This window comes from Gulosibacter hominis, from assembly GCF_904842695.1.
In the GTDB taxonomy this organism is placed as follows: Bacteria; Actinomycetota; Actinomycetes; order Actinomycetales; family Microbacteriaceae; genus Gulosibacter; species Gulosibacter hominis.
On sequence record NZ_CAJGWQ010000018.1, the window covers coordinates 25,268 to 37,384 of the forward strand.

Here is a 12,117-nt window from a genome sequence, read left to right on the forward strand (position 1 = left end):
ACCGGCCCGATCGGTTTTTCAGCCTAGGCGCTTTCACCGATCGCATCCGAGATCAGCTCGGCGAGCCGTTCGGCAGCGTCATTGATCCCGATCGCGGCGGCGTTGGTGGCCAGCTGCGCCATTGCCGCCTCATCGTGCATGAGCGGCAGCAGTTCGGCGCGAATCCAATCGGCATCGAGCTCGGCATCCGCCACGGTGCGTGCCGCACCGGCATCAATCACCGAAGCGATGTTTTTTGCCTGCTCGCCGTTGCCGACCGCATAGGGCACATACACCGCCGGTAGCCCCACGGCGAGAATTTCTGACACCGTGGATGCACCGGCTCGCGAAAGCAGCAGGTCAGCCGCGGCAAACGCGAGGTCCATGCGATCGCAGTATTCAACCACGTGGTAGTTCGGTAGCTGCGGGTCATCAAACGGTGAGAGCTGCCCAACAATGTGCACCACCTGCCAGGCTTGCCCCGATTCGGTTTCGCCCTCGGGCTGCGGGGTGCGGGTGAGCTCGGCTCCGGCCTCGCGAATCGCGTCGTTGATGCGTTTGGCTCCGAGCGATCCGCCGGTCACCACGAGGGTGCGTCGCTGCGGGTCGAGCCCAAAATAGGCGATGGCTTCGGGGCGCAATGCCTCGCGATCAAGCCGCGCGATTTGTTTGCGCAGTGGCATTCCCACCGTCACCGCATTCGGCAGCGGCGTGTTTGAAAACGCCACCGCCACCCGTGCTGCCCAGCGAGCACCGAGCCGGTTGGCGAGCCCGGGCATGGCATTGGCTTCGTGCACCACCACCGGAACTTTGCGACGGGCAGCCACATAGGCGGGCGTTGCCGCATAGCCACCAAAGCCCACCACCGCGTCGACGCCACGGTCGGCAATCAGCCGGCGCACAGAGCGCACCGCGCCAAAAAAGCGGCCGGGAAAACGCAGCGCGGCGCCAGTAATCCGGCGTGGAAACGGCACTTTTTCGATGAGCTTGAGTTCGTAGCCGTGGGCGGGAACAAGCCGTTCTTCAAGGCCGCCCCGGGTGCCGAGCACGATGATCTCGGCGTCGGGCTCACGTTCACGGAGCGCATCGGCGGTGGCCAGTAGCGGGTTAACGTGGCCGGCGGTGCCGCCCCCTGCGAGCAAATAGGTCGTCATCGCGAGACGGGCTCCTTTCGCGGTTGGTTTGCACCGGTGGGTTTGGTGCGAGCCGAGCTGGCAGCGGACGGATCGGTGCCGCGACTCACCGACAGCACAATTCCCATGGCCAGCATCGTGGTCACGAGGGCCGAACCACCGGATGAAACGAACGGCAGCGGCACGCCGAGCACCGGCAGCAGCCCGATCACCACCGAGATATTCACGAACGCCTGGAAGATGATCCAGCTGAACACCCCACCGATAATGGCTCGGGCGGGTGCATCGGCTGCGCTGCGCCACATCCGCAGCAGCACAATCGCCAACGCGGTGAACATGCCGATCACCAGCATCGCACCAAGCAGCCCAAATTCTTCACCGATGATGGCGAAGATGTAGTCATTATCGGCTTCGGGTAGCCACGACCATTTCGCAGTTGAGTTGCCGAGACCCACCCCGAGCAGCCCGCCGTGGGCGAGCGCATAAAAACCGTGTGTCGTTTGCCAGCACAAATATTCGTAGTCGCAATCGCCCGAAAAAAATGCGGTGATGCGGGCCACGCGGTTCGGCGAGATTGCGGCGGCCGCAATGGCGCCGGCAGCGGCGAGCACAACACCCCACACCGTCCAGCGCAGCGGCATACCCGAAAACCACATCGTGCCCAGCAGTACGACGGCCATCACCATCACGGTGCCGAGGTCTTTACCGGCCATCGCCAAACCGATGATGAGCAGTGCCGGCAGCAGGATGGGCACAATCAGGTGCTGCCAGCGCTCGATTGGTTTGCCCTTCATCCGTAGCACCGCACCAAACCAGACGCACATTGCAATCTTGCCGATCTCGGCGGGCTGCAGCGAGGTTACGCCCAGGTCGAGCCAGGCACGGTTACCGCCCTCGGTAATGCCCAGCGGAGTGAACACCAGTGCCTGCAGCACCAGGGTGACCGCCAGCAGCAGGCCCGCAATTTTGCCGGTCCACAGGTGTCCGGGCAGACGCGAGGCGACATACATGGCGGTGAACCCGAGCACCGCGAACACTGCCTGCCGCAAAAATTTCGACGAGATCCCGCTGCCGGCCGCGAATGATTCGACAGCCGAGCTCGACAGCACCATCACCAGACCGAAGCCGGTGAGCAGCGCCACAATTGCCCACAGCATCGTGCGATCAAAATCAGCGGGCGTACCGGGCTTGCCAAGGCGGATGCGGTACGCCCAGCCGCGGGGCGCATCACCGGCCGGGTTGTGCTGGCTCATCGCGGCTCCCCTCGGGCTGATTGGGCTAGTGGGCTGGTTCGGTACTGGACTGATTCGGTACGGGACTAATTGGGTTATTGATTCGTGTCGGCCACCGCTGCTCGGACTGCCTGCTGGAATTTTTCGCCGCGGTCGGAGTAGCTGTCAAACTGGTCCATCGACGCCGCGGCCGGGGCGAGCAGCACCGTGTCGCCGTCTTGGGCGAGCTCGAGTGCCGCCGCAACTGCCTGTGGCATCACTCGATCAGTGTCGTCGCAATCGATCGCAACCAGCGGCACCTCGGGCGCGTGTTGGGCGAATGCGGTCTGCACCGGTTCACGATCGGTGCCAATCACGATTGCTGCGCGCAGCCGCTCGGCGTGGCTGGCCACAAGCGGCGCGATATCGACGCCTTTGAGCAGGCCGCCCACGATCCACACGACACTGCGATAGGCCTGCAATGAGGCTTCGGCCGCGTGGGTGTTGGTGGCCTTCGAGTCATCAACCCAGCGAATACCGTTGTGGGTGAGCACCTGCTGGTTTCGATGCTGGTCGGGAGTAAACCCGGCAATCGCGGCCGAAATCTGTTCGGGGCTCACGTCGATTGCTCGCGCCAGCGCCGCGGCCGCAAGCACATCTTCAACGAGATGTTTCGCGCTCATACCGCGCTCGCGCAGCTCGTCGAGGGTCGTGAGTTCGAGCGCTCGGGTGCGCCGATCATCGAGAAATGCGCGGTCGACAAGCACCCCGTTGACCACTCCGAGCGCACTCACCGGCGGCACGTCGGTGCCAAAACCGATGGCCCGGCAGCCTTCCACCACGTCGGCAGCTTCAACCAGTTCGCGGGTTGTTTCGTCGGCGAGGTTGTACACGCACGCAATACGGGCCAGGTGGTAGGCGCGGCCCTTCGCCTCTCGGTAGGCCGCAAACGAGCCATGCCAATCGAGGTGGTCGGGCGCAACGTTCAGCACCACCGCGGCCTCTGGCGACACTGTGTGAGTGTGGTACAGCTGGTAGCTCGAAATTTCGACCACGAGCACGTCGTAACCCTGCGGGTCGCGCACCGCATCCAGCACCGGAATTCCAATATTGCCGGCGGGAGCAACGCGCATCCCCGACTCGGCCACCATGTGCGCCGCCAGCTGTGTAGTGGTGGTTTTGCCATTGGTGCCGGTCACGAGCAGCCACCGTGAAGGCGTACCGGTTTTGTCGCGCAGTCGCCAGGCGAGTTCGATATCTCCCCACACCGGAATTGACTCGTCTTGTGCCCAGCGCAGCAGCGCGTGATGCGGTGGGTAGCCGGGTGAGGTGACCACCAGATCGGCGTTAAAGTCGCGCAGCTGCTGTGGCACCTCATCCTGTGTTTCGGTGACCACGCACGGCACCTGCAGCACCTGCAGGATGCGCTGGCGATCTTCATCGGGTTTGCCAGCAATGACGAGCACCTCGCAGCCGAGCTCGGCGAGCGTGTCGGCAACCGAAAAGCCGGTCATCCCGAGGCCAAACACCGCAACGCGCAGGCCCTGCCATTCAGAGTGCCAGCTGGTGAGCGAATCGAGTTTTTTGGTCATAGTGTCAGCCCCGCAGCTATTGCCCACTCAGCGTAAAAAATTGCCAGCCCGAGCACCGCGAGCAGGCCTCCGATAATCCAGAACCGCACCACCACGTTTTGCTCGGCCCAGCCTTTGAGTTCGAAGTGGTGGTGAATGGGTGACATGAGGAAGATGCGCTTGCCCTTGGTCACCTTGAAGTAGGCACGCTGCACGATGACCGAACCGGTCTCAATCACGAACAGCCCGGCGATCACCACGAGCAGCAGTTCGGTGCGAGTCATGATCGCGAAGGCGGCCAGTGCGCCACCGAGCGCGAGCGAACCGGTGTCACCCATGAAAATTTTCGCCGGTGAGGTGTTCCACCACAGGAACCCGACGAGCGACCCCACGATAGCCGCCGCCAAAATCGTCATATCGAGCGGCGCGTGCGCCTGATAGCAGGCCTGTGCGACATCGGGTGACAGCCGGGGCGTATCGCACTGCTGGTTGAACTGCCAGTAGCCGACAACACCATAGGTACCGATCGCAAAAATGGATGCACCGGTTGCCAGCCCGTCGAGACCATCGGTGACGTTCACGGCGTTCGAGGTTGCGGTGGTGATGAACACAATCCAGAGCACCACCAGCACTGTGCCCGCCACAGCACCCAGCATGAACAGGTCGATGGGGGTGTCACGAATCACCGAGATAGCGCTCGAGATCACCGGCACATCGTTGGCGTTGACGAATTGCAGCCCAATCAGCGCAAAAACTGCGGCCACAATCACCTGACCAAAAATTTTTTGCCAGCCGCCCAGACCGAGTGACTGGTGTTTGCGCACCTTGAGGAAATCATCCACGAACCCGATCACGGCGTGGCCCACCATCATGAACATCGCCAAAAGGCCGGTTGCAGTGGGGCCCTCTCCGGCGGTGTACACGGCAATGAAATAGGCGATCACCGAACCGAGCACGAAAATCACACCGCCCATAGTGGGGGTGCCTCGTTTCGCGTAGTGCTCTTTGGGGCCGTCTTCACGGATGTACTGTCCCCAGCGCAGCCGGTTGAAGACCTTAATGAACACCGGCGTGAGGAAGAGGGTGAACAGCAAACCGATCGCGCCGGCCAGCAGAATGGCGATCACGCAGTAGTTCCTTTCACAAACTCGGCAATTCGGTCACCGAGCGCGAGCAGCCCGGCAGAGTTCGATGATTTCACAAGCACAAGATCCCCGGGTTGCAGGTAGCTTTCGAGAAACTCAAGTGCGGCATCGGCATCGGCAGCAAAAGTTGCTTCATTATCCCAGCTGCCCTGCGCCACCGCGGCGAGGTAGAGCGGCCGAGCCGCCTGCCCCACAACCACGGTCTGAGTGATCCCCAACCGTACCGCGAGCTCACCGAGCCGATCGTGTTCTTGTACGTGCAGATCACCGAGTTCACTCATTTCGCCCAGCACCGCGACGGTGCGTTGGCCGGGCTTGGCGATCTGTGCGAGTGTGCGTAGCGCCGCTCGCATCGAGTCGGGATTGGCGTTATAGGCGTCGTTGATCACCGTGATCGGTTCGCGAACCAGCAGCTCCATGCGGCCACGCTCGGCGCGCGTGACCTGTTCAAGCGTGGCCACGATATCCGGCACCGCGATTCCTTCCGACCACGCCGCGGCGGTGGCGGCCAGCGCGTTCATCACGTGGTGTTCACCGATCACGGCAAAGTGCACCCGCACCGGTTCATGGTCGGGAACGTGCAGCGTGAACTCGGTGCCCTGCTGCCCCACCGTGACCTCTGTGGCACGCACCTGGGCGTCCTCCGAGCGACCAAAGGTGATCACGCGGGCCGCTGTCAATTCGGCCATTGCCATGACGCGCGGGTCGTCAGCGTTTAGCACGGCGACGCCGTCTTCCTGCAGTGCCCGCACCATCTCTGATTTGGTGCGGGCAGTTGTTTCAATGCCACCGAACTCGCCGGCGTGGGCGAGCCCGACCACGAGCACAATGCCCACATCCGGTCGCGCCATCCTGGTGAGCCGGGCAATTTCGCCCTCGGCACTCGCTCCCATTTCGGCTACGAGCGTGTCGGTGGATGCATCCACCTTGAGGAAGGTCACCGGCGCACCCACCTCGTTATTGAACGATTTGATCGGGGCAACAACATTGCCGTGCGCACCAAAAATTGCCGCCAGCAGGTTTTTGGTTGTGGTCTTGCCGTTTGAGCCGGTGACCGCAACCACCCGCATCCGGCCCAGTGACCGCACGTGTTCTACCACGACGCGAGCCAACTCTCCCAGTGCGACGACCGTGTCGGTCACCACAATCTGCGGCACATCCACGTCGAGTTCACGTTCGACGACGCACACGGCAGCGCCAGCAGCGGCTGCCTGCGGCACGAAGTTGTGGCCGTCGGTGTGTTCACCCGGTTTTGCAAAAAAGATGTCACCGTTGCCGATATTGCGCGAGTCGGTATCACACACACCGCACACGGTCTGCTCCGGGTCGGCTCCGACCAGCCGGCCGGTCATGGCTGCGGCTATGTCGCCAAGTCGCATTTCGATCATGCCAGTGTGCCTTTCGGTTCCGGTTCGGAAGGGTTCGGGGATGCGGAGATATCGCCCGCGGATGCCGGCCGGGGAATAATGCCCCTCAGGTCAAGACCATCGTTGCGGTCGAATGCATCCTGGAGCTGTTCAAGCGCCCAGCCCGCCTCATCCAGGGCAACGAGCGCGAGTGCCAGCACGGTGCGCGCATCCTCGGCGTTTTCGGTGTGCACCACCGTTGACACGATCCGGTCGTCGCGGCCGCGAAGCGTGAAGCGACCGGCATGATCAATACGTGCTTGCCAGTCGGCGGGGGTGACGCCGAGCCCGACGGTGGTTACCGGAACCCGCGATTCTTCGACCGCGTGGGTGGCAAGCGCGTCATTGACCAGTACCACTGCGCGCCGCGAGTGGTCGGGGCTCATCGCGTCGGCGAGCATTGCTTTTGTGCGCGGTTCATCTGCGAGTCCGCCACAGTAGGTCACCACATCGATTTCGACCTCATCAAGGTGATGGCCAGCCATCTCGTCGCTGGAAAACTCAAATACGGCGGTATCGACGCGCATTTCGCGCAGTCTCGCCAGCAGAGCGTGCAAATCGTCGGCTCGTGCGGGTGAGGCGATGCTCGCCGCGTCCTCATCGTTGATGCGCGCGACTGACGACTCCATGAGTGCCCGGTACTGCCCGAGCAGTGCCAGCACCGCGTCGGCGCAGCGCGCGACGGCCCCGCGCTGTGGACCGCCGAGGGTCACGAGCATCCGGAAGTCGTGCTCAGCGGTGCGATATACCCAGGATGCGATTGGGCCAAGCGCAAGCGCGGGGTCGCTCACCACCAGCATCGGTACATCCACATTCGGTTCGGGGATGCAGTGCGGTGCGGCGATTACCGCAACGGCGCCCCGCTCGACCGCTGCGGCAATTGCGTTTGCCTCGCTGCCGGCTGGGTCGATGGCGATGTAGAGGTCGCCGGCACGGGTCGTTTCGACGCGGCTGGTCACGCCGGTTACCTCGATCTGGTCGAGGTCGGCGTCGCTTTCCAACCCGAAGTGTGCGCACAGCTCTGAGAGCTCACGAGCGGCCTGATGGTGGGGACGTAAAGAAGATTCGGACATAGCTTTCGGTGGGTTCGTGCTCAATAACGCGCGTCAATTTCGGGATAGGGCTCAGGTGACGGCGGAACCTGATACTTTGCGAGCACATATGACATGGTCTGTTGCCAGGCAACCGGAGTTGACCCGGAACCGGTGACCATCCTAGTCGGCCGGTACATGCCCACGAGCACGGCGAACTGCGGATCGTCTGCCGGGGCGAGTCCAGCCATCGTGGTGTAGTAGGTGCCCTGGTAGTAGGTGCCGGTTTCGGGGTTCACGGTCTGCGCGGTACCCGATTTAGTTGCCACCCGGTATCCGGGAACGGCCAGGTCTTCATGGCCGGGGGCCCGCGCCATCGCTTCCATCCCGTCAATCGCCAGCCGTGCGGCTTCGGGCGACACAACCTGCACCGACTCACCGCCGGGGATTTCCGTGAGCGTTCCGTCTTCTTGGCGGCAGCCGCGCACGAGTTTGAGTGGTAGCCGTTTGCCGCCGTTGCCGATGGCCTGATAGGCGCTGGCCATCTGGGCGGCGGTGGCGGTGAGACCCTGTCCAAACATCACGGTGTAGTTGGTTTGGCTGTCCCAGTCTTCCGGGGCGTGCACGGTTCCGGCGGCCTCACCGCTAAACCCGACGGCGGTCGGCTCGCCGAGACCGAATTTGCGCATGTAGTCGTAGCGCACCTCTCGCGAGAGCCGCGACCCAAATTCTGCCGTACCGACGTTGGACGATACCGCGAGCACACCGTTGAGGTTCATCTCAATCGGCGCGTGTGACTCGTGGTCACCGAAACTGGCGTCGTCATGCGGCCACTGGTCGGGCACGGTGATGGTTTCGTGCGGGTCCACCTTGCCCTGGTCGTAGAGCATGGCCGCGGTGAGCGGTTTCATGATCGAGCCCGGTTCGAGCGCGGCACCGAATGTGCGGTTACCACGATCATCAGGATTGGCGTCAGTGGGCACGTTCGGGTCGACGGTTGGATACTCGGCGGCAGCAATGATTTCACCGGTTTTTACATTGACCACGGTGATTGTGCCGTACTCAGCCTGCTGATAGGTGACTTGCTCGGCGAGAATCTGCTGCACGCGATATTGCACATCGCTGTCGATGGTGAGCTCAAGCGTGCCGCCCGGACGCGGTTTTTCGACCGTGACCACGGTGCCGGGAATGGCGACGCCGTCGGCCGACCGCTCGTACATCTCTTTTCCGTTCGCACCGGCAAGGCACTTGTCGTACTGCAGTTCAAGCCCGGCCAGGGGTTCTCCAGCAGCGTCACTGAACCCAACGATATTGCCTGCAACCGCACCGGCTGGATAGCTGCGCTTGGGGTGCGGCTGCGGGTATACCCAGGGGATGCGGAGCTTACGGATTTCTTGATACTGCTCGAGCGGCACCATCCGCGCCAGATATGCGAAGTTTGCGTCGGGGTCTTCGGCCAGGATTGCGTCGATTTCGGCACGCAGGGTCTTGGCATCCTGACCGGTGATTTTGGCGATCCGTTGAAGCGAATCATCGACCGTCACGACTTCGGTCTCGCCGGTTTTGGGGTTCGAGCGGTTGAAGTCGACCATGTTCACGGGCGCGATGGTGATATCGAAGCGATCGACCGAGGTGGCCAGTGGCCTACCTTCGGCGTCGACGATTGAACCGCGCGTGGTCCACAGCGAGTTGACGACACCGCGCCGGCCGTCAGCTTCTTCGTTGATGGCGGCAGCGCTGAGCACCTGCAGGTCGAATAGTCGTCCACAGAAGATGACCAGCATCGTAATGATGAGGCCAAGCGGCACGATAAGCCGCCATTGACGCTCTCGCCGGTGACGCTTACTCTTCACGCTCTCCGCCCATGGTCACAGTTCATTTCGGTGCCGCAGCAGCGCACTGCCGTAGCTTTTTGCATCCCCACTCGCTGCGCAGCCCGGCCCTTCGCACACCGTCCGGTGTGTTCGAAACCTAGTGCGTGTCGGGTGAACTCAGCTCGAACTCTGACGGTACGCCAGCGGGCTCCGGCTGCGGTGTTGACGCTCCGGGGTTCTTGGCCTTCTGAGGTTTTTGTTGGGTCTCTTGCTCGGCACGGTCACGGTCACCGCTCGTGATTGCATTCGGCACGAGGTCGGGGTTGATCGCGGGCAGGTTGGCAGGCGCGTCCGAACCGCCGATGATGCGGCGCTGCTCGATGTCGAGCGAAGGCACGCCCGCTGCCGGAACCATCCCCAGATCGGTGGCCATCTTTGACAGGTGCTGCGGTGACGCCATGGCGTCAATCTGCTCCTGTGCCGAGGTGCGCTCACGCTGTGCCTGCACGCGCTGGCTGGCGAGTTCATCCTCGGTGTAGGCACCGCTAATCAGCAGCAAGCTGAGAGCAAGCCGTACACCGAGCATCCCGGCGATCAGCGCCAGTGCGAAGACCACGGCACGACGCGTGCCCCGTCCCCGAGCCCGCTTACCTTCAATAACGCGCAGGTCGGGACGGCGTTCAGCTCCTCGTTCGGGTGCTTCGGGCCCGGAGGGCGCGACCGGTCGGACGACCCGGCTGGTTTCGATCACGCTCATCAATTACTCCTGATCCGTTCAACTGCGCGCAAGCGAACCGGCTTGGCGCGGGGGTTGTCGTCAACTTCGTTGTGGTCCGCTTGCTCGGCCCCGCGAGTGAGTGAGACAAACTCGGGTTCGAGCTCGGGCGGGATAAATGGCAGTCCGGCTGGCACATTGGCCGTGGTGGCCTCGTGGAAGGTGTGTTTCACAAAGCGGTCTTCAAGTGATTGATAGGCCTCGACTACGACGCGACCGCCCACACGCACCCGCCCCAACGCCTGCGGTATTGCCGACTCGAGCGCCTCGAGTTCGCGGTTCACTGCGATGCGCAGCGCCTGAAATACGCGCTTGGCCGGGTGGCCGGCGTTGCGCTTGGCCGCCGGGGTGGCCTGTTGCAAAATTTCGACAAGTTCGAGCGTGGTTGCCGGTGGGTTGGGTGCGGCGACAATCGCACGCGCATAGCGCCCGGCCAGCGGCTCGTCGCCGTAGCGGCGAAACAGGTCGCGTAGCTCGGTCTCGCTCGACTGCGTGAGCAGTTCAGCGGCGGTGATGCCGACTGACTGATCCATTCGCATATCGAGGGGCGCATCCCGCATATAAGAAAAACCGCGCTCGGTTTCATCAAGCTGCAGCGACGAAACACCGAGGTCAAAAAACACCGCATCAACCTCAGCCACACCGAGCTCATCGAGCTTTTCGTCGAACTGGTCATATACGGCGTGCACGGTGGTGACCCGGTCACCAAACTCGCTCAGCCGCTGCTGCGCGAGCGCAATGGCGTCACTGTCGCGGTCGAAGCCGATAAGCCGCGCCCGCGGATTAGCTCGCAATACGGCGGCCGCGTGGCCACCCATTCCGAGGGTGCAGTCGACGTAGATCGCATCCGAGATCTCGAGCGCTGGTGATACCAGCTCGACCACTCGCTCGACCATCACCGGGGTGTGGATGGCTGCGGGGTCACCGTAGCGGCTGTCTGCGGTGTTTTCCATATCTGCCCCTGTCTGCTTTGTTCTGAACCTCGAACCCGCGCTATTCCCGACCCGCCGCCGGGGAAGGTGCTTCGGGACGTGATCTGCTGCCGGGGAAGGTGCCTCAGATCGCCGAACAGCACGAGATCGAAGCTCAGAACTAGAACAGTCCTGGGATCACCTCCTCCGCGGTCTCCGAGAAGCTGGCTTCATTGGCATCGAGGTAGGTCTGCCATGCCTGTGCGTCCCAAATTTCGGCGCGATTACCGGCACCGATAACGGCCAGTTCGCGGTCGAGCCCGGCGTATTGGCGCAGCTGCGCGGGAATGGTGACGCGGTGTTGACGGTCGGGGGTTTCGCTGTGGGCACCCGATAGCAGCAGACGCAGGTAGTCGCGTGCCTGCTTACTGGTGACGGGGGCTTGACGGATGCGGTCGTGAAACCCGGCAAATTCGTCGTTCGAGAAGACGTAGATGCAGCGGTCTTGACCGCGGGTCATCACCACACCGTCAGCCAGTTCGTCACGAAATTTTGCCGGCAGGATGAGCCGCCCTTTTTCGTCGAGCTTGGGCGAGAAGGTGCCAAGAAACACGATCGCCCCTCCTCTCGACGCGACTCATCTCCACCAACACTCCCCACTTTACTCCACTTCACACCACAAAGGCAGATTTCAAGGCCTAAAACTGCGGAAATTTTCAGGTTGTACCGCTGAATTATGCGGGTGGTGCGAAGTGGAGGAAAAAACCACATTTTGGCGCTTTTAGAACCGCTAAGCTCCGCCGCGGGGAGCGACGGCACACAATTTGCTCCAATCGAGTGGCCGCCAGTGGTGGCACGGTGCACTGAAGGCATCGCGCAGAAAGGAGACCACGCAGGCATCGACGCCGTGGAAAAACAATCCCGCCCCAACCGGCTTGGTTGGGGCGGGAGAAAAGTGTTGGGGCGGGAGGAAAGTGGAGCGTCGGCCGAAACGACCGGCTGCTACCGGCTAGATGTAGTTGGTCATGACGTTGTCGACACGGGTGTGGAGGCGTGAGGCCGGTGGCTGGTCACTGCAGGCGGTGTGGGGTCGATGATAGTTGTAGTGATGGTTCCAGGCTTTAAGAGCTTCTCGTCGCTG

At 62.6% G+C, this 12,117-nt stretch carries 10 protein-coding genes and 1 pseudogene; all 11 read right to left on the reverse strand.

All coding sequences use genetic code 11. From position 1 onward, the window contains the following. Positions 1–23: 23 nt before the first annotated feature. The gene (locus JMV54_RS09625) at positions 24–1,133 is read right to left on the reverse strand and encodes a UDP-N-acetylglucosamine--N-acetylmuramyl-(pentapeptide) pyrophosphoryl-undecaprenol N-acetylglucosamine transferase (RefSeq protein WP_201518703.1); all 1,110 of its coding nucleotides are present in this window, start codon (positions 1,131–1,133) and stop codon (positions 24–26) included. Beyond that, positions 1,130–2,365 (reverse strand): FtsW/RodA/SpoVE family cell cycle protein, encoded by a 1,236-nt coding sequence (locus tag JMV54_RS09630; protein ID WP_201518704.1) that lies wholly within the window; start codon positions 2,363–2,365, stop codon positions 1,130–1,132. The genes JMV54_RS09625 and JMV54_RS09630 overlap by 4 nt, the downstream gene beginning before the upstream one ends. 74 nt (positions 2,366–2,439) lie before the next feature. Continuing rightward, positions 2,440–3,915, reverse strand: a complete 1,476-nt coding sequence (murD, locus tag JMV54_RS09635; protein ID WP_201518705.1) for a UDP-N-acetylmuramoyl-L-alanine--D-glutamate ligase — start codon at positions 3,913–3,915, stop codon at positions 2,440–2,442. Beyond that, positions 3,912–5,021 carry a phospho-N-acetylmuramoyl-pentapeptide-transferase gene (gene mraY, locus JMV54_RS09640; RefSeq protein WP_201518706.1) on the reverse strand — a complete coding sequence of 370 codons (1,110 nt, stop codon included), beginning with the start codon at positions 5,019–5,021 and terminating at the stop codon, positions 3,912–3,914. The genes murD and mraY overlap by 4 nt, the downstream gene beginning before the upstream one ends. After that, complete coding sequence (locus JMV54_RS09645; protein WP_201518707.1) at positions 5,018–6,427, reverse strand: UDP-N-acetylmuramoyl-tripeptide--D-alanyl-D-alanine ligase; 1,410 nt, start codon at positions 6,425–6,427, stop codon at positions 5,018–5,020. Before JMV54_RS09645 ends, mraY begins: the two co-directional genes overlap by 4 nt. Beyond that, positions 6,424–7,518: a hypothetical protein gene (locus tag JMV54_RS09650; RefSeq protein ID WP_201518708.1), complete on the reverse strand. Its 1,095-nt coding sequence runs from the start codon at positions 7,516–7,518 to the stop codon at positions 6,424–6,426. Before JMV54_RS09650 ends, JMV54_RS09645 begins: the two co-directional genes overlap by 4 nt. A 20-nt stretch (positions 7,519–7,538) precedes the next feature. After that, a complete protein-coding gene (locus tag JMV54_RS09655; RefSeq protein WP_201518709.1) occupies positions 7,539–9,329 on the reverse strand; it encodes a peptidoglycan D,D-transpeptidase FtsI family protein in 1,791 nt (596 codons plus the stop codon). 118 nt (positions 9,330–9,447) lie between these two features. Continuing rightward, positions 9,448–10,047 carry a hypothetical protein gene (locus JMV54_RS09660; protein WP_201518710.1) on the reverse strand — a complete coding sequence of 200 codons (600 nt, stop codon included), beginning with the start codon at positions 10,045–10,047 and terminating at the stop codon, positions 9,448–9,450. After that, on the reverse strand, positions 10,047–11,018 hold the full coding sequence (rsmH, locus tag JMV54_RS09665; RefSeq protein ID WP_201518711.1) for a 16S rRNA (cytosine(1402)-N(4))-methyltransferase RsmH: 972 nt from the start codon (positions 11,016–11,018) through the stop codon (positions 10,047–10,049). The genes JMV54_RS09660 and rsmH overlap by 1 nt, the downstream gene beginning before the upstream one ends. Before the next feature lie 139 nt (positions 11,019–11,157). Further along, positions 11,158–11,589, reverse strand: a complete 432-nt coding sequence (gene mraZ, locus JMV54_RS09670) for a division/cell wall cluster transcriptional repressor MraZ (RefSeq protein ID WP_201518712.1) — start codon at positions 11,587–11,589, stop codon at positions 11,158–11,160. A 396-nt stretch (positions 11,590–11,985) separates the two neighbouring features. Beyond that, a pseudogene (locus JMV54_RS09675) lies at positions 11,986–12,117 on the reverse strand (integrase core domain-containing protein); the annotation flags it as partial.